Source organism: Duganella sp. BJB476 (assembly GCF_003416895.1).
In the GTDB taxonomy this organism is placed as follows: Bacteria; Pseudomonadota; Gammaproteobacteria; order Burkholderiales; family Burkholderiaceae_D; genus Rugamonas.
On sequence record NZ_QVIO01000013.1, the window covers coordinates 43,520 to 69,498 of the forward strand.

Sequence of the window (25,979 nt, forward strand, 5' to 3'; positions counted from 1 at the left end):
TCCCTACAGTACGTAGCGCGACAGGTCTTCGTTGACCGCCAGCGCATCCAGCCGCGCGTTCACATACGCCGCATCGATGGTGATGACCTTGCCGCTGTCGTCGCTGGCCGTGAAGGACAGTTCTTCCAGCAGCTTTTCCATCACCGTGTACAGCCGGCGGGCGCCGATGTTCTCGGTGCGTTCGTTGACCGAGTAGGCGATTTCCGCCAGCCGCGTGATGCCTTCCGGCGCGAACTCGATGGTGACGTTCTCGGTGGCCAGCAGCGCCTCGTACTGCTTGGTCAGGCAGGCGTCGGTGCTGGTCAGGATGCGTTCGAAATCGGCGATCGACAGCGATTCCAGCTCGACCCGGATCGGGAAGCGGCCCTGCAGCTCGGGGATCAGATCCGATGGCTTGGCCAGATGGAAGGCGCCCGAGGCGATGAACAGGATGTGGTCGGTCTTGATCATGCCGTACTTGGTGTTGACGGTCGTGCCTTCGACCAGCGGCAGCAGGTCGCGCTGCACGCCGGCGCGCGAAACGTCGGCGCCGCCCACTTCCGAACGCGAGGCGATCTTGTCGATCTCGTCGAGGAACACGATGCCGTTCTGCTCGACGTTCTGGATGGCCTTCTGCTTCATCTCGTCGTCGTTGACCAGCTTGGCGGCCTCCTCGTCGATCAGCACCTTCATCGCTTCCTTGATCTTGACCTTGCGCGCCTTCTTGCGGCTGCCGCCGATGCCGGAGAACATGGACTTGATCTGCTCGGTCATTTCCTCCATGCCGGGCGGGGCCATGATCTCCATCTGCGGGCCGGTCTCGGCCAGCTCGATCTCGATTTCCTTGTCGTCCAGCTCGCCCTGGCGCAGACGCTTGCGGAAGGTCTGGCGGGTAGTGTCGACTTCCTTCGGCGCATCCGACGGCGTGGCCTGGTGGAAGCCGAAGTCGCGCGCCGGCGGCAGCAGGATGTCGAGCACGCGGTCTTCGGCCGCATCCTCGGCACGGGTGCGCACCTTGGCCATCTCGGCCGAACGGGTCTGCTTGACGCCGATGTCGATCAGGTCGCGGATGATGGTGTCGACGTCGCGGCCGACATAGCCGACTTCGGTGAACTTGGTGGCTTCGATCTTGATGAAGGGCGCGTCGGCCAGCTTGGCCAGGCGGCGCGCGATCTCGGTCTTGCCGACGCCGGTGGGGCCTATCATCAGGATGTTTTTCGGCGTGATCTCGTGGCGCAGCGGTTCTTCCACCTGCTGACGGCGCCAGCGGTTGCGCAGCGCGATCGCCACGGCCTTCTTGGCGTTGCCCTGGCCGACCACATGTTTGTCGAGTTCGCCAACGATTTCCTTTGGAGTCATGTTCATGCTGGATCCAGTGTCTCGATGATGTGGTTCATATTGGTGTAGATGCACAATTGGCCGGCGATGGTCAGTGACTTTTTGACGACTTCCGACGGCGACAGTTCCGTATTTTCCACCAGCGCCTTGGCCGCCGATTGCGCGTAGGTGCCGCCGGAGCCGATGGCGCCGATGCCGTCTTCAGGCTCGAGCACGTCGCCGTTGCCGGTGATCACCAAGGTCGATTCGCTGTCGGCCACCAGCAGCATCGCTTCCAGGCGGCGCAGCACGCGGTCGGTGCGCCAGTCCTTGGCCAGCTCGACCGAGGCGCGCAGCAGATTGCCCTGGTGTTTTTCCAGCTTGCCCTCGAAACGGTCGAGCAGGGTGAAGGCGTCGGCGGTGCCGCCGGCGAAGCCGACCAGCACCTTGCCCTGGTACACCTTGCGCACCTTGCGGGCCGTGCCCTTCATGACGATGTTGCCCAGCGTGACCTGGCCGTCGCCGCCCAGCGCGACTTGCTTGCCGCGCCGTACGCACAGGATGGTGGTGCCGTGAAATTGTTCCATAGTTACCTCAAAGTAATGACGCAAACTGCTTCAAGACTGAAAAATGGGGCTGGACCTGGAAATTACAAGTTTCAGTATTTGTGCGGGTAGATCCTGGCGATGTCGGCGTAGCCCAGCAGGCGCAGCAGCGCCGTCACCAGGTGGTTGACGTCGCGGAATTCGATCTTCTTGCCCAGCTGGGCCAGGCTGGCGTGCAGCTGGTTGGCGCAGGCGTAGTCGATGCGGGTCAGGCGCGAGCAGTCGAACACCAGAATCTGGTATTGATCAGCATAGTGCTGGATCTGGCCGAGTAAAGGCCCGAGCTGGCCTTCCAGCAGCGGCGGCAGCATGAAGCGGTCCGGCGACGCGGACACGTGCTGGGGCGCGGCTGTAGCTGTGGCCACCTTGTGCGGCGCCGTGAACGACGGCGGCGACACTTCGAAGGTGACGCAGTAATCCATGCTGATTTCCTCGAATTGCTTTTCGCGGTTCAGCAATTGCAGCAGCTCCAGCAGCAGCAGCCACGGCGCTTCGGTGTCGTCGCGGCGGCCGATGGCGATGCCCTCGCGGATCAGCGCGGCCAGGCCGTCGGCGCCCACCAGGATCAGCTCGCGCTGCTGGGCTTGCAGCTTGCGCAGCGTGTCCAGCAGCAGCGCGCAGCCGGCCGCCTCGACCGCCGTCACGCGGGAAAATTCCAGCCGCAGCACCGGGCTGGCGGCGGCCGACTGGCGCAGCCGTTCCAGCTGGGCGTCGATATGCGGGGCGAGCACGCCGGCGAAGGCTTCGGTCGGCGTCAGGCCGGCAAAATCGGGCGAGGACGCGGCCAGCGCGGCCGGCGCGTTCCACGGCGGCGGCGAGGTCTCGAAAGTGCTGGCGTAGTCGATCGACAGGTTGTCGAAGCGGTCGCGCTGGCCGCTGACCTGGTACAGGTCGAACAACATCCACCAGACGGTGCGGTCGCCGGCGGCTTCGGCCAGGCTGGCGCTGAGCAGCTGCTCGGCCACGGCGCCCTGGCCGTTGGCGTACAGGATGGCGATTTCCTCCACCACGGGCGCGGTCTCGGCGGCCACAGCCAGTTGCGGCAGGTCGTCGTCGCGCAGCAGCAGGGTGGTGGGGATGTCGGCCAGTGCTTGCGTGTCGGGGCCGCCGTCGGCGTGGGTGGCGGCCTTGGGCTTGGCCGGCCGGGCGGCGCGCTGGCTGCCCCAGGCCGGCTCCGGCTCGTTGAAGATGTCGAAGGTCATCGCCGATTCGATGGCGTCGATCTTCATCGCGGTGGCGCGGGCGATCTCGCGCTGGCGCGCCTGCTGCTGCAGGCGTTCGGTTTCGCTGTTGGCGGCCAGCCGCGCCGCCTCGTCATCGTCGTTGCTCGACTGCGGGGCGGGTGCGTCGGTCTTCTTGAAGATGGAGAACAGTCCCACGCTGATCCTCGTGTTTGCCGTAAAAAAAAGCACGCGGCTGCGTGCTTTTTTTAAAGTCCCAGCGAATTAATCGCCGTACAGTTTCTGCTTCAGTTCGCGGCGCTGCTGGGCTTCCAGCGACAGCGTGGCGGTCGGACGGGCGATCAGGCGTGGAATGCCGATCGGTTCGCCGGTTTCTTCGCACCAGCCGTAGTCGCCGCCGTCGATGGCGACGATCGATTGCTGGACCTTTTTCAGCAGCTTGCGCTCGCGGTCGCGGGTGCGCAGTTCCAGCGCGTGTTCTTCTTCGATGGTGGCGCGGTCGGCCGGGTCCGGCACCAGCACGGTTTCGCGCAGGTGTTCGGTGGTTTCGCCGGCGTTCTTCAGCAATTCTTTTTCAAGCGCTTGCAGCTTGGCTTTGAAGAAGGCCATTTGCGCCGGATTCATATAATCCTTTTCATCCATCTTCAGAATTTCTTCTTCGGTCAGGACGCGGTCGGCGGCGGCGGGGGTCGATTTATTAGTTTTGGTGGTCATAACTTCGCTTACCTTCGATACGACAGAGTTTTCAATTAATCAGCCCGGAGTTTGTGGCTATTCAGCCATCCCCACAAAACCCGGATAGTTTATACCAGACATTGTTCTAAACCGCTAATAAAGATATCTTTCGGCAGATTTTTACCGATAAATACCATTTTGCTGCCTCGAACGTCGTTTTCTCCCCATTTGGCGCCCAGGTCGCTGCCCATGATCTGGTGCACGCCCTGGAACACCACCTTGCGGTCGGCGTCTTTCATGAACAATACGCCTTTGTAGCGCAGCATGCGAGGACCGTAGACATTTACCAGGCCGCCGAGGAACTCGTCGAGCTTGGCGGTGTCGAACGGGCGTGTACTTTTAAACACAAACGCCGCGATATCGTCGCTGTGGTGGGCATGGTGGTGGTTGTGGCCGTGTTCCTCGTGGTGGTGGCCGTGATCGTGGTCGTGGTCGTGATTATGGCCGCAGTGCTCGTCATGCACGTGATCGTCATCGTGGGCCTGGTCGGTTTCCAGGAAATCCGGGTCCAGTTCCAGCTTGTCGTTCAGGTTGAAGCCCTTCAGGTCCAGCACCTCGGACAACGGGGCGCGGCCGAAATCGGCCGTGCTGATCGGCGCGCGCGGGTTGATGCGTTTGAGGCGGGTGGTCAGCGTGGCCACGTCCTCGGCGCTGACCAGGTCGGTCTTGGACAGCAGCAGCTTGTCGGCGAAACCGACCTGACGCTGGGCTTCCTCGTGCTGGTCCAGCTGGTCCATGGCGTGCCGGGCATCCACCACAGTGACCACGGCGTCCAGCATATAGTGAGTGCCCACTTCCTCGTCAACGAAGAAGGTCTGCGCCACCGGGCCGGGATTGGCCAGGCCGGTGGTCTCGATGACGACGCGGTCGAAATGCAACTCGCCGGCCTCGCGCTTCTGCGCCAGGCCGCTGAGGGCCACGATCAGGTCGCCGCGCACGGTGCAGCAGATGCAGCCATTGTTCATTTCGACGATCTGTTCGCCGCTGTCCTGCACCAGGATTTCGTTGTCGATGTTTTCCTGCCCAAACTCGTTTTCAATGACGGCGATGCGCATGCCGTGCTGTTCCTGCAGGATGCGGTTCAGCAGGGTGGTCTTGCCGGCGCCAAGGAAGCCGGTGAGGATGGTGGTCGGTATCAGTGCCATGGTGCTTACCAGTCTGGTCTAGGGGGAAACCCCAGATGGGGATCAAATGCGGAAATGCAACCGGCCGATTATGCCGGAATTTAGCCTGGGCTAGCAATTCGTCCGATTGAGCAACGTCAGTACGGATGCCGGCTATTTCACCTTGGCGCGCGGATGGGCCTGGTCGTACACCTCGGCCAGGTGCTGGAAGTCCAGCGCGGTGTAGACCTGGGTCGAGCTGATGCTGGAGTGGCCCAGCATTTCCTGCACCGCCCGCAGGTCGCCCGACGATTGCAGCACGTGCGAGGCGAACGAGTGGCGCAGCATGTGCGGGTGCACATGCACCGGCGCGCCGTGGGCCACGCCATGGGCCTGCAAACGCTGCTGTATCACCCGCGGCGACACCCGCGTGCCGCGCGTGCTGAGGAACAGGGCGTTGCCGCCGTCCGAGGGCGCAGGCCGCACGGCGATCCAGGCCGCCAGCGCTTCCAGCGCGGCCGTGCCCACCGGCACCACGCGCTGCTTGTTGCCCTTGCCGGTGACGATGACTTCGCGGTTGTCCAGCGCTACCCAGCCCAGCGCATCCTTGCCGGCGGCCAGGTCCAGCCCGGCCAGCTCGGACACCCGCAAGCCGCTGGAATACAGCAGTTCGAACATGGCGCGGTTGCACAGTTCGGCCGCTTCCGGGGCGGTGCCGGCGTGCGGCCGCGATGGCGCCACCAGTTGCACCGCGTCGTCCACCGACAGCGCGCGCGGCAGCGTGCGGGCGCGCTTGGGGGCGCGCACGCCCTGCACCGGGTTGGCCGCCAGCGCGGTCTGGCCGCCCAGCCAGTCGAAAAAGCCGCGCCAGCTGGACAGCTTGCGGGCGATCGAACGCGGGTCGAGCGCGCGCGCGTGCAGCTTGGCGGTCAGGCGGCGGATGGTGAAATGGTCGAGTTGCTGCCAGTCCTGGCCGGCGGACAGCCCGGCCAATTCCTGCAGGTCGCGCCCGTAGGCGCTGACGGTGTGCGGCGACAGCCGGCGCTGGTCGCGCAGATGGGCCAGGTAAGCGTCGATCCAGGCCAGCTTGCTGTCTGGTTCGGCGCTCATGGCGGCGCTCAGGCCAGCAGCCAGGCCAGCGCGGTGCTGGTGGTTTCGCCGATGTGGACCAGGAAATCGGTGGCCATCAGCGAGGTGAAGCGCGCCGGGTCGGCCGAGCCCATGATCAGCAGGCCGAAGGCGTTCTTGTTGCCCGGCTTGCGCAGCGGGATGATGACGGTGGAGGTGATGCCGGTGGCGTCCTGCAGCCAGCGCACCGCCTCGAAATCCTTGTTGGTGCCGCAGTACGGCGCCATCAGGCTGTTGGCGAAGATGCGCGCATCTTCCGACACGCCGTTGACGAACCATTCGCCGAGGTAGTCGGGTGCGGTGTCCCAGATGCGCAGCGTGACCTGCGGTACATCAAAACTGGACTTCAGGCCGCTGACCACGGCGTGTGGCATGGAACCCACATCTTCGGCTTCCAGCAGCACCTTGGTCCAGCGGTGGAATTTGTTGGCGATCGCTTCGTTTTCCGACGCCAGGCGCATCAAATTGCTCATGCGCAATTCCAGCGCCTTGTACTTGTCGCGCATTACTTCCATCTGGCGCTCTTGCAGCGACACGGCGCGTCCCGTCAGCGGGCTGGCCAGTTTGATTTCCCCCAGCAATTCAGCATGCTCTTCGAAGAAATTCGGGTGTTCGGTCAGGTATTGCGCGACGAGGGTGTGATCCAGTGGGACAGTCATTGAGGTACTTTATTGGCGAGGTTGGAAAGGCACAGTCATTCTAAACGAAAAAAAACGGACATGGTTGCCCATGCCCGTCATTCCCCAACCCAAGCGCCGGCAGTTCTTGCCGACTGCGCGGCTTAGAAGTTGTGGTGGATACCGAGGCTGTAGAAATTCAGCGTGGTAGCTGCCTTCTTGTTCGAGGCATCAACATACAGATAGGTACGGGCCGACAGGTTGTAGTCGTAGCCGATCGACGCTTGCTTGGTCTTGGCCAGGGCTGGATTGCCCAGGGCGTTGTCCGGAGTCTTCTGGCCATAGCCAACGCGCACCAGGCCGGCGCCGACGGTGTAGTTGGCGCCCAGCAGCCATGCCTTGGTGTTTGGATTGATCAGCGTGCTGCTGCTCTGATCCTGCTTCTGGTAGGAACCCATCAGCTTCAGGTCGTTGATCGGCTTGAACGATGCGCCTATCGACCACAGTTTGGTTTCGATGGCGTTCTTCTCGTAGGCGGCGTAGGCGGCGAACGGGCCGTTGCCGGCGGTGGCGCTCAGCGAGTAAGGCGTGGTCAGCGGGGCTGCGTTGGCCGCGAACTGCGGCGCGGCGGCGGTACCCTTGCCGATGATGGCTGGGCTGTTGTTGGCTTCCTTGGCGGCGACGGTGACGTTCAGCTGGAACATGTCGGCGATCATCGGGGTGCTATAGAACACCGCGTTCGAGAAGCGGTTGTTCGAGTTGCCGACCGGGCTCAGCGGATCGCTGGTGTAGCCGGCCACTTGCAGGTCGGTCTGGTAACCGGCCACGGCAGGCATGCCGCTCCATGGTTCGAAGGCGGTGCTGGTTTCCTGGAAGGCGGTCAGGCCACGGCCCAGGCGCACGGTACCGAAGTCGCCCTGCAGGCCGACGCGGCTCTGGCCCTGGAACAGCGGACGGCTGTTGGCGCCGGAGGTGTTCTCAATCGTGCCGGTGTCCGGCTCGTAGCGGATTTCCAGCTGGAAGATGGCTTTCAGGCCGCTGCCCAGATCTTCGATGCCTTTGAAACCGAGTTTGTTGTTGTCGCGTTTGCCGACCATGGTGGTGGTGCCGGTGCGCTTGGAAATCCCTGCATCTACAGTGCCATAGATGGTCACGGACGACTGCGCGTATGCGCCAGCAAATACGCCCATGAGAGCCAGAGCCACTAAAGATTTTTTCATTTGAGTTATTCCTTTATGAGTGAACGTGCATACATCCAAAGCTAGCGGGTCGCGTACTTCGACCTTCGAATGGTAGGAACCTTAATATCCCGCCGGGTCAAAAACGCTGGAATGGTTGATTATGACGGCTAGTTTTGGTCGAAAGCCAAAGAAACCGGGCTTCTTGTTGTATTTTTGAAACGCTTGATTGGCAGGCCATCAGGGCCTGTTTAGCTATTATTTCCTTTCATTCAGGCATCAAAACAGCTCTAGCGTACAGGGCGAAGCGGGGTAGGGCGTTTGTGCGAAATCAAAGCGCTTTGCATAATGTTTAGTGTGTGGCGCGGATCGCACGCTACACTCATAAGCAGCAACGGTCATGCAGGCCGCATGGCTGGATCGCCACTTCGATGAATCGGACTAATAGTGAGACGATGGCTAATCGAGAAGAGTTAGGGATCATCCGGGGCGCGCGCGCAGGAGATGCGGTCTGTCAGTTGGCGTTGGGCAAGCTCTACCTGTTCGGCGGCGCCAGCTTGCCGCTCAGCCTGCCTACCGCCTTGCACTGGCTCAACCGCGCCGCGCTGCAGGAGCAGGATGAAGCCTGGATGTTGATCGGCAGCTACGTTCCCTTCGAGCATGCCCAGCACTGCCTGCCGGCGGTGCTGTCCTGGTATGACCGCGCCTACGACGCCGGCGTCGAACAAGCCGGCCTGGTGCTGGCGCAGCTGGTATTGAACCAGGCTGCGGGGCAAGAAACGTCGCATTTACGCGACAAGGCCTTGCAGGCGCTGGAGACGGCCGCGCGCAGCGGCTCGGCCGAAGCGCAATGGTTGCTGGCGCACCAGTCCGGCGCGCAGCCGCCGTCGTCGGCGCCGCTGGCGCCGCTGCCGTCGCGGCGTGGACCGGGGCCGCATCGCGCCAGCGTCCGCCAGCAGTGGCTGGCGCGGGCGGCCGACAGCGGCCTGGCCGCCGCCCAGTACGCCGTGCTGGAGCAGGCCTGGCACGGCGACCGCGCGGCATTCCTGCAACGCGCCTTGCCCTTGGCGCACAAGCTGCTCGCCGACGCCCCGGCCGACGCCGAAGCGGCCCGTGCCGCCGACTGGCCGCTGGAACCGGCCCAACTGACCTTGCTGGCGCGCTGCGCCGAGCTGTTCGACAGCAACACCGAACACCGGGACGCGCTGCACCACTGCCGCGAACTGGCCGCCCACGGCGGCGACCGCCACGCCCAGCTGGCGCTGGGCTTGTGGTTTGCCCGCATGGACGGCGACGGCAAGCGGCAGCTCAACGGCATTGCCGCCGTCAACTTCAAGCGGGCGATCCGCTGGCTGACCCAGGCCGGCGACCAAGGCCTGGCCGAGGCCTGGTATGCCCTGTCGCGGATTTATCTGAAACCGGAATTTTCCCAGCGCTGCGTGGCGGAAGCCCAGGCCTACCTGGAGCGGGCGGCCGACATGGGCCATTGCGCCGCACAGCTGGAGTGCGGCATGTACGCGTGGCGCAACCGCCGCACCGACGAACACAGCGACGTGCGCGCCGCCTACTGGTTGCAGAAGGCGGCGGCCCAGGGCTGCGAGGAAGCGGAAACGGCGCTGGCGCGCATCGCGGCGGCGCCCAAGGCGTCGGACTGGGCCGATGAGATTTTGTGTGGCAAGACGCGCGAAGCGCTGGAAAGCCAGCCCCTGCTGGCGGCGCGGCTGGAGTTGGCCGAGCTGTTCGGCCTGAGCCGGGCGGAAGCGTTGTTGCTGGATGTGAAGGCGGCCGACCAGGGCCATTGCCTGGTGGTGGATATCCGCGCCAGTTACGGCCGCAGCAAGCGGCGCCTGGTGCTGCTGCGCACCGCGCGCGAACGCCAGGCGCTGGACCGCATCGGCCGCCTGTTCGAGCATCTCGACAACGGCCCGGACGGCCTGGAGGGCAATTACCGCCAGCGCCTGTACCGGCTGAAGACCTGGCAACCGGCCGACGAGGACCGGCTGGCCGCCTGAGTTGCCGCCTTAAATCTCGCGCCTTAAATCTCGATCTCGCCTTCGAACACCGTCACCGCCGGGCCGGTCAGCCAGACCGGCTGGCCCTCGCCTGCCCAACTGATCGACAGCTGGCCGCCGCGTGCGTCAACCTGCACCGGGCTGTCCAGCAAGCCGCGGCGGATGCCTGCCACCACGGCCGCGCAGGAGCCGGTGCCGCAAGCCAGCGTTTCGCCGACGCCGCGCTCGAACACGCGCAGCTTGATATGGTGGCGGCCGACGATCTGCATGAAGCCGGCGTTGACCCGGTTGGGGAAGCGCGCATGGTGCTCGATCAGCGGGCCGGTCAGCTCGACCGGGGCGGCGTCGACGTCGTCGACGATCTGCACCGCGTGCGGATTGCCCATCGATACCACCGAAATCAGCACGCTCTCGCGCGCGCCGCCCAGTTCCAGCACCAGCGGCCACAAGGTGTCGTCGCCCTGGCGCTCGCCGTGCAGGCCGTCGGCGTCGAACGGCACGCGCTGCGGCTCCAGCACCGGCGCGCCCATGTCGACGGTGATGCTGCCGTCCGCTTCCAGGCGCGGCGCGATCACGCCGGCCTTGGTCTGCACCGTGATGCTACGCTGCGATGTCAGGCCTTTTTCCGCGACGAACTTGACGAAGGCGCGCGAGCCGTTGCCGCACTGCTCGACCTCGCCGCCGTCGGCGTTGAAGATGCGGTAGCGGAAATCGCAGCCCGGCTCGGTCGGTTTTTCCACCAGCAGGATCTGGTCGGCGCCCACGCCGAAGCGGCGGTCGCCCAGCAGCTGCCATTGCGCGGCCGAAAAGTTGATGTCCTGGTTGATGCCGTCGATGACCACGAAGTCATTGCCGGCGCCATGCATTTTGGTGAATTTGAGTTTCATCTGCTGCCTGTGTTTTTACTTGGAACGCTGGTACAGCGAAGCTTCGCCGTTCGGGCGCGTCTTGAACCGTTTGTGCGTCCAGAAATATTCAGCCGGGGCTTCGCGCACGCGTTCCTCGATGAACTCGTTCATGCGGCGGGTGGCGGCAACCATGTCGGGACCAGGGTAATTGTCCCACACTGGATAGAATTTCACACGCCAGCCCTGGTAACCTGGCAGGAAGGTGGCGATCACCGGCATCACCTGGGCGCCGGTGGTGGCGGCGATACGGGCGGTGGCGGTCAGGGTGGCCGCCTCGATGCCGAAGAAGGGCACGAATTCGGCATCCTTTTCGCCGAAATCCATGTCCGGCAGCATGAAGTAGGGCAGCTTGTCGCGCAGCGCGCGCAGGATGGGCTTGATGCCGTCCTGGCGGGTGAACAGCTTGACCGGCTGGAAGCGGGCGCGGCCGGCGCGCAGCACCTGGTCGAAGGCGGCGTTCTTTTGCTGCACATACATGGACGAGGCGCTGGTCACCATCGCGATCGAGGCGCCGGCCACGTCCAGGCAGACGAAGTGCGGGCACAGCAGGATGGTCGGCCTGGACGTCATCTCCTCCACCGGCACCGGGCCCGGCTCGACCTTGATCAGGCGCTTCAGCCTTTCCTCCGACGCCCACCACAGGATGCCGCGCTCCCACACGCTGCGCGAGTACGCCTGGAAGTGGCGGCGGGCGATGTCGATGCGTTCGGCCTCGCTCAGCTCCGGCATGCACAGGCGCAGGTTGGTCAGCGTGATATGGCGGCGCGTACGCATCACCAGGAACAGCAGGCTGCCGATGGCGTCGCCGAAACGGCCCAGCACCGGCAGCGGCAGCCAGTGCAGCAGCCACATGATTCCTAACAGCAGCTTCATGCCTGTTCTCCCGCGCCGGGTGCGTCGATGCCGGCCGGCACCTTGTAGCGGTTGTAGCTCCAGAAATACTGGGTCGGGCTGCGCGCGATCAGGCGCTCCATCGCGTGGTTGATGGTCTGGGCCTGCTCGGCGGCGCTGCCGTCCAGCGTGCCGTCGAAGGGCACGAAGCGGATCACATAGCCTTTGCCGCCCGGCAGGCGCTCGGCGTAGGTGACGATGATGGTGGCGTCGCCCAGCTGCGCCAGCTTGGCCGGCAGGGTCATGGTGTAGGCGGCGCGGCCGAAGAACGTGGTCCACACGCCTTCGCCTTCCTGCGGCACCTGGTCCGGCAGCAGGCCGATCGGCTTGCCTTTCTTGAGGCACTTGGCCAGCATGCGCACGCCGGACATATTGGCCGGCGCCAGCAGCAGGTTGTCGCGCGCGCGGGCGCCTTCGATCAGCGGTTTCAGCGCGGCTTTCTTGGGCGGGCGGTACATCACCATCAGCTCGGTGCGCAGGGCGATTTCCTGCGCGACGATTTCAAAGCAGCCCAGGTGTGGCGTCAGGAACACGATGCCGCGACCGGCGTCCAGCTCGGCCTGGACGATGGCCCAGTTCTCATCGGTGGCATGGCGCGACACGCGTTCCGGTTTGGCGCACCAGATAAAGGGCAGCTCGACGATGCTCTTGCCCGCCTCGGCGATGGCGGCCGACAGATGCTGGGAATAGCCGGCCTGCGCCATGTTGTCGCGCATGCGGCGGCGATAGGAAGGCGAACTCAGGTAGACCAGCCAACCCAGCGCGGCGCCCATTGCGTGTAGAAACGGCAACGGGAAGATTGAGAAAAATCGAAAAATTGGTACAAGCATGAGTAATTCGTCTAATAGAAGGGTATTTTGGCCTCTGTTGCTCTGCCAAAATTTTTTAAGAAGCGTAAAATAACACGTATGGAGTATCCGCTGAGTTAACAGACAACTTGCGAAGCGGAATATAAATATCGCTAAAGCGTCGCAAGCCGTATTGGTGAGCGACAAAACATTCTCAACCAGTATCAGGAGCTTGCGATGTCTAACGATTATCTTTTCACTTCCGAATCCGTCTCTGAAGGCCACCCGGACAAGGTTGCCGACCAAATCTCCGACGCGATTCTGGACGCCATCCTGGCCCAGGACCCGAAAGCCCGCGTTGCCGCAGAAACCCTGTGCAACACCGGCCTGGTCGTGCTGGCCGGCGAGATCACCACGTTCGCCAACGTTGATTATATTCAAGTTGCGCGCGAAACCATCAAACGCATCGGCTACGACAATACCGACTACGGCATCGACTACAAGGGTTGCGCCGTGCTGGTGGCCTACGACAAGCAGTCGCCGGACATCGCCCAGGGCGTGGACGAAGGCGCGGGGATTGACCTGGATCAAGGCGCGGGCGACCAGGGCCTGATGTTCGGCTACGCCTGCGACGAAACCGCAGAACTGATGCCAGCCGCGATCCACTACGCACACCGCCTGGTCGAGCGCCAGTCGCAGCTGCGCAAGGACGGCCGCCTGCCTTGGCTGCGTCCGGATGCCAAATCGCAAGTCACGCTGCGCTACGTCAACGGCCGCCCGGTGTCGGTGGACACCGTCGTGCTGTCGACCCAGCACGCGCCGGAAATGCAGCACAAGCAGATTGAAGAAGCGGTGATCGAAGAGATCATCAAGCAGGTGCTGCCGCGCGAATGGCTGGTCGACACCAAATACCTGGTCAACCCGACCGGCCGCTTCGTCATCGGCGGTCCTCAGGGCGATTGCGGCCTGACCGGCCGCAAGATCATCGTCGACACCTACGGCGGCGCCAGCCCGCACGGCGGCGGCGCGTTCTCCGGCAAGGATCCTACGAAAGTGGACCGTTCGGCCGCCTACGCCGCCCGCTACGTGGCCAAGAACGTGGTGGCCGCAGGCCTGGCGCGCCAGTGCCAGGTGCAGGTCAGCTACGCCATCGGCGTGGCCCGTCCGATCAACATCACGGTCTACACCGAAGGCACGGGCGTGATCCCGGACGACAAGATCGCCGCTCTGGTGATGGAGCACTTCGACCTGCGTCCGAAAGGCATCGTGCAGATGCTGGACTTGCTGCGTCCGATCTACGCCAAGACCGCCGCCTACGGCCACTTCGGCCGCGAAGAGCCGGAATTCACGTGGGAACGCACCGACAAGGCCGCGATCCTGCGCGCCGCAGCCGGCCTGAAGTAATCGCTGTCCGCTGAGTCAAAACGCCCCGGCCTGCGCCTGCAGCCGGGGCGTTTTGTCATTTGGGCCGCAGCGGCGGCGGCGGCGGCGGATTCGGTGGCAGATACTTACGGCGGAAGTCATCGTTATTCATGGTCTTTCCTTTCCCTGTCAGCGTGGCGTGGCGTCCAGCATGGCGTTAAGCCGTTGCTGAGTTTTAACGCGCAGCGCGTGCGTCAACAGCAAATCGTACGGCAGCTTGGTGTATTCAATGCCGTACTTGTCCAGCGATCCCAGTAATTTTTTCTCGAATTCAGCGGTCGGGAAATCGGTGTTGATCTTCATGCGAACAATCAGGCTGGAGATATTGACGGCCAGCGCCGACATCCCAACCGCCGACGTCGCATGCCGCTTGAGTTTGTCCGCGACAGACAGTTGCTTGGATACGATGGCGAGCAGCGTACTAGCCGACGTAAACAGCGGCCATAGAAAAGTATAGTCGCTGTTCTTCCAGAATACGAGGCCGGCCAGCGCGCCGCCACCGGACGAGATCGCCACGGCGATTTTGCTGATGCTGTCCAGCCATGTCCAGCGCGCCAGCAGCGCCTTCTCGATTTCCTCGGCATACCGTGTGTTGTAAAGCAAGGCATGGGTTTCATTCCAGATTGCATCGCGTGGGTCGAGTGCCATGGCGCGCTCCGGGCAAAAGTTCACTATAGGCTGTCTGTATATGGTCTATTTGCGCAGGCTCAAAGTAGAATTTCTTGCGCCTGTCATACGCAACGGTGCTAAAATGCGGCTTCCGAGGAGCGTTGCGACGAATCATGAATTCGCCAGGCTCGGAGTCCCAAACCGCGCTCACGTTACTTTTTTCAACACATGAAAGGAGGGCGTGATGAACGCCGTACTCAAATCCGCACAAGACTTCCTGGTAGCCGATATTTCCCTGGCCGCCTGGGGCGACAAAGAAATCAAGATTGCCGAAACCGAAATGCCTGGCCTGATGGCCATCCGTGAGGAATTCGCCGCATCGCAACCGCTCAAGGGCGCGCGCATCACCGGTTCGCTGCACATGACCATCCAGACCGCCGTGCTGATCCAGACGCTGGAAGCGCTGGGCGCCAAGGTCCGCTGGGCATCGTGCAACATCTACTCGACCCAGGACCACGCCGCTGCCGCCATCGCCGCCGCCGGCACCCCGGTGTTCGCCATCAAGGGCGAAACCCTGGACGAATACTGGGACTACACCCACCGCATCTTCGAATGGCCAGCGGACGCCGCCGGCAACGCGGTCTACTCGAACATGATCCTCGACGACGGCGGCGACGCCACGCTGCTGCTGCACCTGGGCGCACGCGCTGAGAAAGACCTGTCGGTGCTGGCCAACCCGGGTTCGGAAGAAGAGATCTGCCTGTTCAACGCCATCAAGACCCACCTGGCGATCGACCCGCTGTGGTACTCCAAGCGTCTGCCGCAGATCCTGGGCGTGACCGAGGAAACCACCACCGGCGTGCACCGCCTGTACCAGATGCACAAGGAAGGCAAGCTGGCCTTCCCTGCGATCAACGTCAACGACTCCGTCACCAAGTCCAAGTTCGACAACCTGTACGGTTGCCGCGAATCGCTGGTCGACGGCATCAAGCGCGCCACCGACGTGATGATCGCCGGTAAAGTCGCCGTGATCGCCGGTTACGGCGACGTCGGCAAGGGCTCGGCGCAAGCCATGCGCGCGCTGTCGGCGCAAGTCTGGGTCACCGAAATCGATCCGATCTGCGCACTGCAGGCCGCGATGGAAGGCTACCGCGTCGTCACCATGGACTACGCAGCAGAACACGGCGACATCTTCGTCACCTGCACCGGCAACTATCACATCCTGACCGAGAAGCACATGCTGGCCATGAAGGACCAGGCCATCGTCTGCAACATCGGCCACTTCGACAACGAGATCGACGTCGCGTCGCTGAAGAAGTACACCTGGGACAACATCAAGCCGCAAGTCGACCACGTGATCTTCCCGTCGGGCAAACGCATCATCCTGCTGGCCGAAGGCCGCCTGGTCAACCTGGGTTGCGGCACCGGCCATCCGTCGTACGTGATGTCGTCGTCGTTCGCCAACCAGACCATCGCCCAGATCGAGCTGTTCGCCAACACCGACAAGTATCCAGTCGGCGTCTACGTGCTGCCTAAGCACCTGGACGAAAAAGTGGCGCGCCTGCAGTTGAAGAAACTGAACGCGCAGCTGACCGTGCTGACCGAAGAGCAAGCGTCGTACATCGGCGTGTCGCAAGCCGGCCCGTACAAGCCAGACCACTACCGTTATTAATCTGCCGGTATGAAGCGGGGCCGGCGGAATCGCCGGCCCTGTTTTTATCCAGTCCTTTTTTGCAGCGAGTTCACTTTATGCGTTTGGTCCTTACCTGGTTAATCAATGCAATTGCCTTGCTGGCAGTTCCCTACCTGATGCATTCCGTCGATGTCACAAGCATAGGCGCAGCCCTCGTCGCGGCTCTTGTACTGGGCCTGGTCAATACGCTGATACGCCCCGTGCTGTTGTTGCTGACGTTGCCCGTGACCGTGGTGTCGCTGGGCCTGTTCATCTTCATCATCAACGGTTTCATGTTCTGGCTGGTCGCCCAATGGGTGGACGGCTTCCACGTCGATAGCTTCGCGTCGGCGATCGGTGGCGCACTGTTGTACAGCGTGATTTCCTGGGCCCTGTCTACCTTACTTTTGAAGAAGTCAGATGGCTAATCATAATTTCAGTATCGAATTCTTTCCGCCCAAGACGGCGGAGGGTGCGGAAAAGCTGCGCATCACGCGCGCCAAGCTGTCCGAGCTCAAACCCAAATATTTTTCCGTGACCTTCGGCGCCGGCGGCAGCACGCAGCGCGGCACGCTCGACACCGTGGTGGAAATCCTGGCCGCCGGTGAAGACGCCGCGCCGCACCTGTCCTGCGTTGGCGGCACGCGCGAATCGATCCGCGAGATCCTCACGGAATTCAAGTCGCACAACATCAAGCGCATCGTCGCGCTGCGCGGCGACCTGCCGAGCGGCTACGGCGCGGCCGGCGAGTTCCGTTACGCGAACGAGCTGGTGGAGTTCATCCGCCAGGAAACCGGCGAATGGTTCCACATCGAAGTGGCGGCCTACCCGGAAGTGCACCCGCAGGCCAAGTCGCCGCAGGACGACCTGCTGGCGTTCGAGCGCAAAGTGAAGGCCGGCGCCAATGCCGCCATCACCCAGTACTTCTACAACGCCGATGCCTACTTCCAGTTCGTCGAGCAGACCCGCAAGCTTGGCATCGACGTGCCTATCGTGGCCGGCATCATGCCGATCACGAACTACACGCAGCTGATGCGCTTCTCCGACATGTGCGGCGCCGAGATCCCGCGCTGGGTGCGATTGAAGCTGGCCAGTTTCGGCGACGACAGCGCCTCGATCAAGGCCTTCGGCCTGGACGTGGTGACGGCGCTGTGCGAACGCCTGCTGGCGGGCGGCGCCCCCGGCCTGCACTTCTACAGCATGAACCAGGCCGCGGCCACTACCGCGTTGTGGCAGCGTCTAGTTCCGTGATGATGCGGTCCAGCGCCACGTCGTGACCGTCGCTGTCGAACTGTATCTGCAGGCACTGGTAGGCTATCCCCAGTGTCTGCGGACGCGGTGAGCGCGCCAGCGTGCGGTCGTAGAAGCCGCCGCCATATCCCAGCCGGTAGCCCTGCGGATTAAACCCCAGGCACGGCACCAGCAACGCCGGCGGATACGCCTGCTGCAAGCGCAGGTCGGCCGGCACCGCCACCCCCATCGCATCCTTGACCATCGCCTCGCCGATGCGCCATTCGGCAAACTCCAGCGCCGCATGTTTTTCCACCACCACCGGCAGTAGCAGCCGCGCGCCCAGGCGCGCCAGCTCCACGTAGGCCGCCTGCAGATCCGGCTCGTCGCGCAGCGGCCAGTACACGCCCAGCGCCGCCGGCTGCGCCGCCTTCCACCAGGCGATCACTTGCGCGCCGATGGCATCGTTCCACGCCGCGCGCGTAGTGGCGTCCAAAGCGCGCCGCGCAGTCAACAATTGCTTGCGTAAATCGGCCTTTTGCGGGGCTGGCGGGGCTGGTGGTGCGGTCGTGGCGCGTGGTATTCTAGGGTCGCTGGTCATAGGTTCAGATTTTCAAGACTTTAGAGAGTTGCACATTGATTTCCGCTTTAAAATGGATTGCCGGCGCTGCCGCCTTTGCTGCCGTGGCCATGAGCTCCCTGGCCCACGCCGACGACCTTGGCGATGACGGCCGCAGGGCGGACGATTCCTTCCTGCTGCTGCGCGACGCCGTGCGCCAGGACGATGCATCCAAGGCCGATTTCTACGCCGCCCGCCTGAGCGATTATTCCATTCCGTCTTACGTCGATTATTATCGGCTGAAACCGCGCCTGAAGGATGCTTCGCAAGCGGAAATCCGCGATTTCATGAAGCGCTACGAAGGCCAGGCCATCGTCGACCGCCTGCGCAATGACTGGCTGCTGGACCTGGGCCGCAAGCGCGACTGGGCCACCTTCGACGAGCAGCTGCCGCTGTTCGTGCTGAACGACGACACCCAGGTCAAATGCTACGCGCTGCAATCGCGCGCGCTCAAGGGCCAGAAGGTGGCGGGCGAAGCGCGCGAGCTGCTCACCGCGCCGAACGGCTACGGCGAAGCCTGCGCAGGCCTGATCGCTACGCTGTACGGGGCCGGCCAGTTCAACATCGATGACCTGTATGCGCAGCTGCGCCTGTCCGGCGAGTACAACGCCACCGGCCAGGCGCGCCGCATCGTCGCGCTGCTGGACGGGAACGAGAAGAAGGCGGTGCAGGCGGTCGACCTGCCGGCCATCGCGCTGGCCAAGGGCGTGGGCAGCGGCCGCGTCGAACATGAGATCTATATCGTCGCCATCGGCCGCATGGCCAAGACCAGCACCAAGCTGGCGGTGCTGGCGCTGAACAAGGCCGCCTCCAAACTGAGCTCGCAGGAGCAGCAGGAAGCGTGGGCCGCGGTGGCGCTGCAATCGTCGTATTCGCTGTCGCCGGAGACCACCGAGTACTGGCAGAAGTCGAACGGCGCCGCGCTGTCGATCGACCAGATTCAATGGAAGACCCGCATCGCGCTGCGCAACGGCGACTGGAGGCAGGTGGAGAAGAACATCCGCGCCATGCCGTCGTCGCTGCGCGCCGATCCGGCCTGGGTCTACTGGCTGGGCCGCGCGCTGATGGCGCAATCGGGGGCAATCCAGGCCACGGGCGAGGCGATGCAGCTGTTCCGCAGCATCTCGGACCAGTCCAATTTCTACGGCCAGCTGGCGCTGGAGGAAACCGGCAAGCTGATTACCATTCCGCTGCCTGGCCTGCCGATCGGCCAGTCCGAAATCGCGCCGATCGCCGCCAATCCCAACTTCCAGCGCGCCATCAAGTTCTTCAGCATGCGCCTGCGTTTCGAAGGCACGCGCGAATGGAACTGGGGCCTGCGCGGCCTGAGCGAGCGCGAACACCTGGCCGCCGCCGAATTCGCGCGCCAGAACAATATCCTCGACCGCATGGTCAACACCTCGGACCGCACCCGCATCCAGGTCGACTACACGCAGCGCTTCCCGGCGCCGCACATCGACATCATGCACCCGACCACGCAGACGCTGGGCCTGGACAAGGCCTGGGTGTACGGCCTGATACGCCAAGAGTCGCGCTTCATCATGGACGCGCAATCGCATGTCGGCGCCTCGGGCCTGATGCAGGTGATGCCATCCACCGGCCGCTGGGTGGCCAAGAAGATCGGCCTGACCGACTTCGCGCAGGAGATGCTGAGCGACGTGCGCACCAACATCCTGCTGGGCGCGAACTACCTCAACATGGTGCTGGGGAATATGGACGGCTCGCAGGTGCTGGCCACCGCCGCCTACAACGCCGGGCCGGGCCGCCTGCGCTCGTGGCGCTCGACCCTGACCAAGCCGATGGACAGCGCGGTCTTCATCGAGTCGATCCCGTTCGTCGAAACCCGCACCTACGTCAAGAACGTGATGTCGAACACCACCTATTACGCGGCGCTGTTTGAAGGCCGCCCGCAATCGTTGAAGGCGCGCCTGGGCACCGTCGCGCCGAGAGGCTACACCGAACAGGAACAGCAGGAGTCGAGCTTCGGCTCGCGCTGACATCTACAACAACCTTTGGACGCATCATGCAGACCACTCAACTTGATCCCAGCCTGTCGCAATCCCTGGCCGCCGCGCGCGAGCCGGGCCTGACGCTCATCATCGGCAACAAGAATTACTCGTCGTGGTCGATGCGGCCATGGGTGGCGATGACCGCCTTCGGCATTCCGTTCCAGGAAGTGCGCGTGCTGCTGGACCAGGACGACACCGCCAACCGCATCTGCGGCTACTCGGCCAGCGGCCGCGTGCCGGTGCTGCTGGCCGGCGAGATGACGATCTGGGACAGCCTGGCGATCTGCGAATACCTCGCCGAGCAGTTCCAGGAACTGCACCTGTGGCCGCAGGACGTGGCCGCGCGCGCAATGGCGCGTTCGGTCTGCGCCGAGATGCACGCCGGCTTTGCCGACCTGCGCACCTCGATGTCGATGAACATCCGCGCCAGTTATCCGGGCAAGGGCCGCACCAACGGCACCCAGGCCGACATCGGCCGCATCAGCGAAATCTGGGAGGAATGCCTGTCGCGCTTCGGCCACCACCAGTTCTTGTTCGGCGATTTCTCGATCGCCGACGCCTACTACGCGCCGGTGGTGCTGCGCTTCCGCACCTACGGCGTCTCGCTGGCGCCGGCGCTGGACGCCTACTGCCAGCGCGTGCTGGCCCATCCCGCCGTGGCCCGCTGGGTCGAGGAAGCGATGGCAGAATCCGAAATGGCGCCCAAGCACGACGCCGAAATGCCGGACTGACGATGATGCGGATTTATGTAGTCGGCGGCGCCGTGCGCGATGAATTGCTAGGCCTGCCGGTCAAGGACCACGATCACGTCGTCGTCGGCGCCACGCCGGACGACATGCTGGCCAAGGGCTACCGCCCGGTCGGCAAGGACTTCCCGGTGTTCCTGCACCCGAAGACGCAGGAAGAATATGCGCTGGCCCGCACCGAACGCAAGACCGCGCCAGGCTACAAGGGCTTCGTGTTCCACACCTCGCCGGACGTCACGCTGGAAGACGACCTGGTACGCCGCGACCTGACCATCAACGCCATCGCCCGCGCCGACGACGGCACGCTGACCGACCCATATGGCGGCCGGCGCGACCTGGAGCAGCGCATCTTCCGCCACGTATCCGAAGCGTTTGCCGAAGACCCGGTGCGCATCCTGCGCGTGGCCCGCTTCGCCGCGCGCTTCAGCGACTTCCGCGTGGCGCCGGAAACCAATGCGCTGATGCGGCAGATGGTGGAGCAGGGCGAAGTCGATGCGCTGGTGCCGGAACGCGTGTGGCAGGAGCTGTCGCGCGGCCTGATGGAAGACAAGCCATCGCGCATGCTGGAAGTGCTGCGCGACTGCGGCGCGCTGGCGCGCATCCTGCCGGAGCTGGATGTGCTGTGGGGCGTGCCGCAGCCGGAGAAGTGGCATCCCGAGATCGACACCGGCATCCACATGCTGCAAGTGATCGATTGCGCGGCGGACGCCGGCCACGAGCTGGCCACGCGCTTCGCCTGCCTGATGCACGACCTGGGAAAAGGCGCTACGCCGCCGGAAAATTGGCCGGCGCACCACGGCCACGAAGGCCTGGGCGTCAAGCTGGTGGAGCAGGTGTGCAAGCGCCTGAAGGTGCCGACCGAATGCCGCGACCTGGCCGTGATGACGGCGCGTGAACACGGCAACGTCGGCCGCGCCCTGCAATTGCGGCCCAACACCGTTGTCACCCTGCTGGAGCGCTGCGACGCCTTCCGCAAGCCGGCGCGCTTCTCGCAGATGCTGCTGGCGACCGAATGCGATGCGCGCGGCCGCATAGGCCCAAGCGCCAGCTTCCGCGATGCGCCTTTCCCGCAGCTGGCGCACCTGGAGACGGCGCTGGCCGCCGCGCGCGGCGTCAACGCCGGCGAAATCGCGCAGGGCTGTACCGCCACTCCACAACGCATCCCGGAACTGGTGCACCGCGCGCGCGTGACGGCGGTGAAGGTGGCGCTGAACGCCGGCGACGATGACGAGGATGCAGCGGAAATATGAGCTCGATCGACCTTTTCCAGAATCCGCTGCGCCGCTGGGGCAAGCACAAAGACGGCAAACGCCGTCCGACGGTTCTGGTCAAGGAGCTGCGCGAGCGCGATCGGCGGCGCATGGTCAAGCACTTCCTCGGTCTTGAGGACAGCGACCGCCTGCTGCGCTTCGGTACCGTGCTGCCGGACGAGCAGGTGGCGAACTACGTCAACCGCATCGACTTCTCGCGCGACATGGTGTTCGGCGTGTACAACCGGGTGTTCAAGCTGGTGGCGGTGGGGCACCTGGCGTTCGCGCCGCGCGACGAATCGAAGAGCGCGGTCACCGACAAGGAGCGGGTGGCGGAATTCGGCGTGTCGGTCAGCCGCTCGGCGCGCGGCATGGGCATGGGCACCAAGTTGTTCGAGCGCGCCGCCATCCACTGCCGCAACAACGATGTCGACACGCTGTACATGCACTGCCTGTCGTCCAACAAGACCATGATGCACATCGCGAAAAAAGCCGGCATGGAGATCCATCGCGACTACGGCGAGGCGGACGCCTACCTGAAACTGCTGCCGGCCAATCCCGCCAGCATGCTGCAAGAAGCGCTGGACGAGCAATTCGCCACGCTGGACTACACCCTCAAAGCCAATAAGCGCATCGCCGCCAAATGGTTCGACCGCCTGCTCGGCCGAAAATAAATCTCCCCCCGTTAGAACCTTTGCTGATCGGCCGGGTATGAACGGGTCGGACAAGATACGCAACCGGCAGCAAAACCACCCATATTCCGTGTCGTCGATTACTCATTTTTGCAGCACGCAGTTGCAGGCGCCGGACCTCGCCGTCTGCCTACGCTTGCTGCTGCTCTCGCCTGCGCTGGAGGAGTGTGTGGTCAGGGCCGGGCTGCAGGAGTGGATGACGCGCCAGCAACCGTTGGCGCGGTCGGGGCCCGTGCTGGTGTCGACGGCGGTTTTCGGCTTGCTGCATATAGGCGCCGGCTGGCAGCACGCGCTGGCGGTGCTGGCGCCGGGACTGGCGCTGGCGCTGCTCTACCAGCGCAGCCGAAGCTGGACCTGGTGTGCCCTGGCGCACAGCGGCATGAATGCCTTTGCGATCTCTGTCTGCGGCTTTTAATTCAATCTTCAGGAGAGTGTCATGACAGGCTTGTTAGCAAAGGTATTTCGGCTGCGGTGGACTGCGGTCCTGCTGGTCGGTGTGATGGGGCAGGGCGCCAATGCGGCAGATGCCTTGAACGGCAAGAGCCTGTATCTGAACGGACCGGTGTCCGGTGGCGCTTCGTGCGCCACCTGCCATAGCTCCACACCGGCGAATAACGTCAACGGCATCCTGGCGGCTGCCAACCAGCCGTCGGTGATCCAGAACGCCATCGCCACCAACAAGGGCGGCATGGGTAGCCTGTATAACGGCAAATTCAGCGCGGCGGAGCTGGCCGACCTGGCGGCCTTCATCGGCAATCCGAATGTGGTGGCCGCGCCGGCCGCCTCGCTGGCGCCGGCCAGCCTGACCTTCAGCGGCACCAATATCGGCCAGACGGCAGGTCCGCTGGCCGCGACCTTGAGCAATACCGGCAACGCCACGCTCAATATCGGCACCATTTCCATCGCCGGTGCGGCGGCGGGCGATTTCAGTGTCGCCGGCGGCAGCTGCGCCAACGGCGGCGCCGTCGCGGCGGGCGCCAGCTGCACCGTGCAGGCCAGCTTCAAGCCGACGGCGGCGGGCGCGCGCGCGGCTTCGCTGACCATCACGCACAATGCCACCGGTGGCAGCAGCAGCGTCGCGCTCAGCGGCACCGGCAACGCCACGCCGCAGGCCACCATCGCCTTGTCTGCGGCCAGCGTCAATTTCGGCACGCTGTTGACGGGATCTCCCTCCGCTGTATCGACTATCACCGTCAGTAACAGCGGCCAGGCCGCGCTGACCTTCAGCTCCATTGCACTGAGCGGCGCCAATGCCGGCATCTTCACGCTGGGCGGCGGCTGCGCCGTGGTCACGCCGGTGCCTGCGGGCGGCAGCTGCACGGTGACGCTGCAAGCGCTGCCGGTTGCAGCCGGCGCCTTCTCCGCCAGCCTGACGCTAGCCTCCAACGCATCCAACGGCAACGCCACGGTTGGCCTGTCCGGCAGCGCCGCAACACCGGCGCCGGCATTGACCGCCACGCCGTCGGCCATCGCCTTCGGCACGCAGACCATCGGCGCTGCCGCAGTGGCGCAGACGGTCACGCTGGCCAACACCGGCAATGTCGTCATCGGTTTGAATAACATCGGCTTGACTGGCGTAGGCGCGGCCAGCTTCAGCCTGGGCGGCAGCGATTGCGGCGCCAGCCTGGCGGTGGGCGCCAGCTGCGCAATACCGGTACGCTTTGCGCCGACGGCGGAAGGCGCAGTCACGGCGGCGCTGGCGGTGAGCTCGAATGCGGCTGCGCTGCAAGTTGGCATCACCGGCACCGGCACCAAGCAGGCCACGGCGACGCCGCTGCTGTCCGAAGCCGGTCCGATCTCCTTCGCCGATACACAAGTCGGCAGCAGCGCGGCGGTTCATACGACTACGCTGTCCAACAGCGGCAACGCCTCGCTGAGCATCGCCACGCTGACGCTGGGCGGCAACCAGCCGGGCGACTTCGTCCTCGGCGGCAGCTGCACCGCCGGCGCCACGGTCGCTCCGGGCGCCAGCTGCCCGCTGACCACCGCGTTCAAGCCTGTCGCCGCCGGCGCCCGCAGCGCCGACCTGCTGCTGGTGACGGATGGCGGCGCGCAGTTCCACCTGGCGTTGAAGGGCAACGGCGTCGCCGTCGTCATTACCACGCCGTCGCTGACGATAGCACCGCAGAGCTTCGACTTCGGCGCGGTCGTCATCGGCAGCGCAGCGCCGACGCGCCGCTTCACGCTGACCAATAGCGGCGGCGCCGCCGTCACGCTGGCCAGCGCCGCCTACACCGGCCCGTTCGCCGCCGTGGCGGACAGCACCGGCTGCGCGGCCTTCCCGGTCACGTTGGCTCCAGGCGCTTCGTGCGACTTGGTGGTGGGCTACACGCCGGTCAACGCCGGTAACAACAGCGGCAGCGTGGTGATACAGGCCAGCGTCGCCGGCAGCAGCTGGACCATCGCGCTGAGCGGCCAGGGTACGGCGGCGGCGAGCAACGCCGCGCCGGCCAACAAAGGCGGCGGCGGTTGCTCGGCCTCGGACGACGTCAACGACCCGATGATGGTATTCCTGATCATCGCGGCGGCCATCGCCATCGGCTGGCGCCGTCGCCAATCGAAACGCATCGGAGGCTGACATGAAACCGATATCGATCATGCTGCTGGCTGCGGCGCTGAGCGCAGCCCCGGCCTGGGCGTTGGAGAAGGGCGTGACCGCGCCGCAGTTCGACCTGCAAGGGGTGGACGGCGCGGTGAAGCTGGCCAAGCTGCAGGGCAAGGTGGTGTACGTGGACTTCTGGGCCTCCTGGTGCGGCCCATGCCGCCAGTCCTTCCCGTGGATGAACGAGATGCAGGCCAAGTATGGCGCCAAGGGCCTGCAGATCATCGGCGTCAACGTCGACGCCAACAGCGCCGACGCGCGCGAGTTCCTGACGACGACGCCAGCGCGTTTCGCCATCGGCTTTGATCCGCAAGGCGCCACACCGCGCAGCTATGGCATCAAGGGCATGCCGAGCAGCGTGCTGATTGGGCCGGACGGCAAGGTGCTGCTGGAGCATTCCGGCTTCCGCGACACCGACCGCGCCGAGTTGGAAATCAAAATCCAGAACGCATTGGGAGCCGTCAAATGAAATCGCTATTGTTGATCGCGCTGGCGGCAGGCCTGTCCGGCTGCGCCTCGCTGGGTAATGTGCAGCCTTGGGAAAAGGGCACGCTGGCGCGCACCGAGATGACCTTCGGCGACGGCCATATGTTCACACGCTTCGACGACCATATCTACACCAGCCGCGAGGCCTCGTCCGGCGGCGCCGGTGTGGGTGGCGGTGGTTGCGGCTGCAATTGAGGACC

General features: G+C 64.3%; 26 protein-coding genes and 1 riboswitch. Of the genes, 13 read left to right on the plus strand and 13 right to left on the minus strand.

Features of this window, described 5'->3' with window-relative positions:
• Positions 1 to 3: 3 nt before the first annotated feature.
• From hslU to D0T21_RS30435, 8 genes are all read right to left on the minus strand, one after another.
• Positions 4 to 1,344, minus strand: coding sequence for an ATP-dependent protease ATPase subunit HslU (gene hslU, locus D0T21_RS30400; protein ID WP_199538624.1), 1,341 nt, complete (start codon positions 1,342 to 1,344; stop codon positions 4 to 6).
• Entirely contained in the window at positions 1,341 to 1,883 is a 543-nt protein-coding gene (gene hslV / locus D0T21_RS30405; RefSeq protein ID WP_116993729.1) for an ATP-dependent protease subunit HslV, read from the minus strand. Before hslV ends, hslU begins: the two co-directional genes overlap by 4 nt.
• Before the next feature lie 71 nt (positions 1,884 to 1,954).
• On the minus strand, positions 1,955 to 3,280 hold the full coding sequence (locus tag D0T21_RS30410) for an STAS domain-containing protein (RefSeq protein ID WP_116993730.1): 1,326 nt from the start codon (positions 3,278 to 3,280) through the stop codon (positions 1,955 to 1,957).
• Positions 3,281 to 3,346: 66 nt separating this feature from the next.
• Positions 3,347 to 3,796: an RNA polymerase-binding protein DksA gene (gene dksA, locus D0T21_RS30415; protein WP_020704242.1), complete on the minus strand. Its 450-nt coding sequence runs from the start codon at positions 3,794 to 3,796 to the stop codon at positions 3,347 to 3,349.
• An 89-nt stretch (positions 3,797 to 3,885) separates the two neighbouring features.
• Positions 3,886 to 4,962 (minus strand): GTP-binding protein, encoded by a 1,077-nt coding sequence (locus tag D0T21_RS30420; protein WP_116993731.1) that lies wholly within the window; start codon positions 4,960 to 4,962, stop codon positions 3,886 to 3,888.
• 132 nt (positions 4,963 to 5,094) lie between these two features.
• A complete protein-coding gene (locus D0T21_RS30425; protein ID WP_116993732.1) occupies positions 5,095 to 6,030 on the minus strand; it encodes a tyrosine recombinase XerC in 936 nt (311 codons plus the stop codon).
• 8 nt (positions 6,031 to 6,038) lie between these two features.
• Positions 6,039 to 6,707: a DUF484 family protein gene (locus tag D0T21_RS30430; protein ID WP_116993733.1), complete on the minus strand. Its 669-nt coding sequence runs from the start codon at positions 6,705 to 6,707 to the stop codon at positions 6,039 to 6,041.
• A gap of 122 nt (positions 6,708 to 6,829) precedes the next feature.
• Positions 6,830 to 7,885, minus strand: a complete 1,056-nt coding sequence (locus D0T21_RS30435) for a porin (protein ID WP_116993734.1) — start codon at positions 7,883 to 7,885, stop codon at positions 6,830 to 6,832.
• A 413-nt stretch (positions 7,886 to 8,298) separates the two neighbouring features.
• Here D0T21_RS30435 and D0T21_RS30440 point away from each other — a divergent pair, with 413 nt between their 5' ends.
• Positions 8,299 to 9,855, plus strand: a complete 1,557-nt coding sequence (locus D0T21_RS30440) for an SEL1-like repeat protein (RefSeq protein ID WP_199538625.1) — start codon at positions 8,299 to 8,301, stop codon at positions 9,853 to 9,855.
• 23 nt (positions 9,856 to 9,878) lie between these two features.
• Here D0T21_RS30440 and dapF read toward each other — a convergent pair whose 3' ends face one another.
• From dapF to D0T21_RS30455, 3 genes are read right to left on the minus strand one after another with little or no spacing between them, the layout of a single operon-like run.
• A complete protein-coding gene (gene dapF / locus D0T21_RS30445; RefSeq protein WP_116993736.1) occupies positions 9,879 to 10,742 on the minus strand; it encodes a diaminopimelate epimerase in 864 nt (287 codons plus the stop codon).
• A gap of 15 nt (positions 10,743 to 10,757) precedes the next feature.
• Complete coding sequence (locus D0T21_RS30450; protein WP_116993737.1) at positions 10,758 to 11,636, minus strand: lipid A biosynthesis acyltransferase; 879 nt, start codon at positions 11,634 to 11,636, stop codon at positions 10,758 to 10,760.
• Positions 11,633 to 12,484 carry a lysophospholipid acyltransferase family protein gene (locus D0T21_RS30455; RefSeq protein WP_116993738.1) on the minus strand — a complete coding sequence of 284 codons (852 nt, stop codon included), beginning with the start codon at positions 12,482 to 12,484 and terminating at the stop codon, positions 11,633 to 11,635. Before D0T21_RS30455 ends, D0T21_RS30450 begins: the two co-directional genes overlap by 4 nt.
• Before the next feature lie 195 nt (positions 12,485 to 12,679).
• On the opposite strand from D0T21_RS30455, the gene metK reads away from it, so the two are divergent.
• Complete coding sequence (metK, locus tag D0T21_RS30460) at positions 12,680 to 13,846, plus strand: methionine adenosyltransferase (RefSeq protein ID WP_116993739.1); 1,167 nt, start codon at positions 12,680 to 12,682, stop codon at positions 13,844 to 13,846.
• A gap of 147 nt (positions 13,847 to 13,993) precedes the next feature.
• On the opposite strand, the gene D0T21_RS30465 is transcribed toward metK, so the two are convergent.
• The gene (locus tag D0T21_RS30465; RefSeq protein ID WP_147328215.1) at positions 13,994 to 14,512 is read right to left on the minus strand and encodes a hypothetical protein; all 519 of its coding nucleotides are present in this window, start codon (positions 14,510 to 14,512) and stop codon (positions 13,994 to 13,996) included.
• 109 nt (positions 14,513 to 14,621) lie between these two features.
• Positions 14,622 to 14,689, plus strand: a riboswitch (S-adenosyl-L-homocysteine riboswitch).
• Between the two features lie 28 nt (positions 14,690 to 14,717).
• Between D0T21_RS30465 and ahcY the strand changes: the two genes are divergently transcribed.
• The 3 genes from ahcY to metF all read left to right on the plus strand — a co-directional run bounded on the left by ahcY (position 14,718) and on the right by metF (position 17,396).
• Complete coding sequence (gene ahcY / locus D0T21_RS30470) at positions 14,718 to 16,145, plus strand: adenosylhomocysteinase (RefSeq protein ID WP_116993741.1); 1,428 nt, start codon at positions 14,718 to 14,720, stop codon at positions 16,143 to 16,145.
• 77 nt (positions 16,146 to 16,222) lie between these two features.
• Positions 16,223 to 16,573, plus strand: coding sequence for a phage holin family protein (locus D0T21_RS30475; RefSeq protein WP_026334838.1), 351 nt, complete (start codon positions 16,223 to 16,225; stop codon positions 16,571 to 16,573).
• Positions 16,566 to 17,396 (plus strand): methylenetetrahydrofolate reductase [NAD(P)H], encoded by an 831-nt coding sequence (gene metF, locus D0T21_RS30480; RefSeq protein ID WP_116993742.1) that lies wholly within the window; start codon positions 16,566 to 16,568, stop codon positions 17,394 to 17,396. Before D0T21_RS30475 ends, metF begins: the two co-directional genes overlap by 8 nt.
• On the opposite strand, the gene D0T21_RS30485 is transcribed toward metF, so the two are convergent.
• Entirely contained in the window at positions 17,365 to 17,871 is a 507-nt protein-coding gene (locus D0T21_RS30485) for a 5-formyltetrahydrofolate cyclo-ligase (RefSeq protein WP_229211701.1), read from the minus strand. The two genes, metF and D0T21_RS30485, sit on opposite strands and share 32 nt — an antisense overlap.
• Positions 17,872 to 18,065: 194 nt before the next feature.
• Here D0T21_RS30485 and D0T21_RS30490 point away from each other — a divergent pair, with 194 nt between their 5' ends.
• From D0T21_RS30490 to D0T21_RS30525, 8 genes are all read left to right on the plus strand, one after another.
• The gene (locus D0T21_RS30490) at positions 18,066 to 19,991 is read left to right on the plus strand and encodes a lytic transglycosylase domain-containing protein (protein ID WP_229211702.1); all 1,926 of its coding nucleotides are present in this window, start codon (positions 18,066 to 18,068) and stop codon (positions 19,989 to 19,991) included.
• Between the two features lie 26 nt (positions 19,992 to 20,017).
• Positions 20,018 to 20,734 (plus strand): glutathione S-transferase family protein, encoded by a 717-nt coding sequence (locus D0T21_RS30495; protein WP_116993744.1) that lies wholly within the window; start codon positions 20,018 to 20,020, stop codon positions 20,732 to 20,734.
• Positions 20,735 to 20,739: 5 nt separating this feature from the next.
• Positions 20,740 to 21,999 (plus strand): multifunctional CCA addition/repair protein, encoded by a 1,260-nt coding sequence (locus D0T21_RS30500; RefSeq protein ID WP_116993779.1) that lies wholly within the window; start codon positions 20,740 to 20,742, stop codon positions 21,997 to 21,999.
• A complete protein-coding gene (locus D0T21_RS30505; protein WP_116993745.1) occupies positions 21,996 to 22,673 on the plus strand; it encodes a GNAT family N-acetyltransferase in 678 nt (225 codons plus the stop codon). Before D0T21_RS30500 ends, D0T21_RS30505 begins: the two co-directional genes overlap by 4 nt.
• Before the next feature lie 88 nt (positions 22,674 to 22,761).
• The gene (gene mrtJ, locus D0T21_RS30510) at positions 22,762 to 23,106 is read left to right on the plus strand and encodes a JDVT-CTERM system glutamic-type intramembrane protease (protein ID WP_229211703.1); all 345 of its coding nucleotides are present in this window, start codon (positions 22,762 to 22,764) and stop codon (positions 23,104 to 23,106) included.
• A 21-nt stretch (positions 23,107 to 23,127) separates the two neighbouring features.
• Positions 23,128 to 25,269, plus strand: a complete 2,142-nt coding sequence (locus tag D0T21_RS30515; RefSeq protein WP_229211704.1) for a choice-of-anchor D domain-containing protein — start codon at positions 23,128 to 23,130, stop codon at positions 25,267 to 25,269.
• 1 nt (position 25,270) lies between these two features.
• Positions 25,271 to 25,762 (plus strand): TlpA disulfide reductase family protein, encoded by a 492-nt coding sequence (locus D0T21_RS30520; protein ID WP_116993747.1) that lies wholly within the window; start codon positions 25,271 to 25,273, stop codon positions 25,760 to 25,762.
• On the plus strand, positions 25,759 to 25,974 hold the full coding sequence (locus D0T21_RS30525) for a DUF4266 domain-containing protein (RefSeq protein ID WP_116993748.1): 216 nt from the start codon (positions 25,759 to 25,761) through the stop codon (positions 25,972 to 25,974). The genes D0T21_RS30520 and D0T21_RS30525 overlap by 4 nt, the downstream gene beginning before the upstream one ends.
• Positions 25,975 to 25,979 lie beyond the last annotated feature (5 nt).

Bases quoted from the DNA above. Each gene is read 5' to 3' on its own strand.
- D0T21_RS30430 (WP_116993733.1), bottom strand. From the start codon at position 6,707: ATGACTGTCCCACTGGATCACACCCTCGTCGCGCAATACCTGACCGAA.
- hslU (WP_199538624.1), bottom strand. From the start codon at position 1,344: ATGAACATGACTCCAAAGGAAATCGTTGGCGAACTCGACAAACATGTG.
- D0T21_RS30500 (WP_116993779.1), top strand. From the start codon at position 20,740: ATGCGGATTTATGTAGTCGGCGGCGCCGTGCGCGATGAATTGCTAGGC.
- D0T21_RS30520 (WP_116993747.1), top strand. From the start codon at position 25,271: ATGAAACCGATATCGATCATGCTGCTGGCTGCGGCGCTGAGCGCAGCC.
- D0T21_RS30440 (WP_199538625.1), top strand. From the start codon at position 8,299: ATGGCTAATCGAGAAGAGTTAGGGATCATCCGGGGCGCGCGCGCAGGA.
- D0T21_RS30475 (WP_026334838.1), top strand. From the start codon at position 16,223: ATGCGTTTGGTCCTTACCTGGTTAATCAATGCAATTGCCTTGCTGGCA.
- metF (WP_116993742.1), top strand. From the start codon at position 16,566: ATGGCTAATCATAATTTCAGTATCGAATTCTTTCCGCCCAAGACGGCG.
- D0T21_RS30525 (WP_116993748.1), top strand. From the start codon at position 25,759: ATGAAATCGCTATTGTTGATCGCGCTGGCGGCAGGCCTGTCCGGCTGC.
- dksA (WP_020704242.1), bottom strand. From the start codon at position 3,796: ATGACCACCAAAACTAATAAATCGACCCCCGCCGCCGCCGACCGCGTC.
- D0T21_RS30495 (WP_116993744.1), top strand. From the start codon at position 20,018: ATGCAGACCACTCAACTTGATCCCAGCCTGTCGCAATCCCTGGCCGCC.
- metK (WP_116993739.1), top strand. From the start codon at position 12,680: ATGTCTAACGATTATCTTTTCACTTCCGAATCCGTCTCTGAAGGCCAC.
- D0T21_RS30515 (WP_229211704.1), top strand. From the start codon at position 23,128: ATGACAGGCTTGTTAGCAAAGGTATTTCGGCTGCGGTGGACTGCGGTC.
- D0T21_RS30450 (WP_116993737.1), bottom strand. From the start codon at position 11,636: ATGAAGCTGCTGTTAGGAATCATGTGGCTGCTGCACTGGCTGCCGCTG.
- ahcY (WP_116993741.1), top strand. From the start codon at position 14,718: ATGAACGCCGTACTCAAATCCGCACAAGACTTCCTGGTAGCCGATATT.
- D0T21_RS30505 (WP_116993745.1), top strand. From the start codon at position 21,996: ATGAGCTCGATCGACCTTTTCCAGAATCCGCTGCGCCGCTGGGGCAAG.
- D0T21_RS30490 (WP_229211702.1), top strand. From the start codon at position 18,066: ATGAGCTCCCTGGCCCACGCCGACGACCTTGGCGATGACGGCCGCAGG.
- D0T21_RS30420 (WP_116993731.1), bottom strand. From the start codon at position 4,962: ATGGCACTGATACCGACCACCATCCTCACCGGCTTCCTTGGCGCCGGC.
- D0T21_RS30435 (WP_116993734.1), bottom strand. From the start codon at position 7,885: ATGAAAAAATCTTTAGTGGCTCTGGCTCTCATGGGCGTATTTGCTGGC.
- D0T21_RS30455 (WP_116993738.1), bottom strand. From the start codon at position 12,484: ATGCTTGTACCAATTTTTCGATTTTTCTCAATCTTCCCGTTGCCGTTT.
- hslV (WP_116993729.1), bottom strand. From the start codon at position 1,883: ATGGAACAATTTCACGGCACCACCATCCTGTGCGTACGGCGCGGCAAG.
- D0T21_RS30425 (WP_116993732.1), bottom strand. From the start codon at position 6,030: ATGAGCGCCGAACCAGACAGCAAGCTGGCCTGGATCGACGCTTACCTG.
- dapF (WP_116993736.1), bottom strand. From the start codon at position 10,742: ATGAAACTCAAATTCACCAAAATGCATGGCGCCGGCAATGACTTCGTG.
- D0T21_RS30465 (WP_147328215.1), bottom strand. From the start codon at position 14,512: ATGGCACTCGACCCACGCGATGCAATCTGGAATGAAACCCATGCCTTG.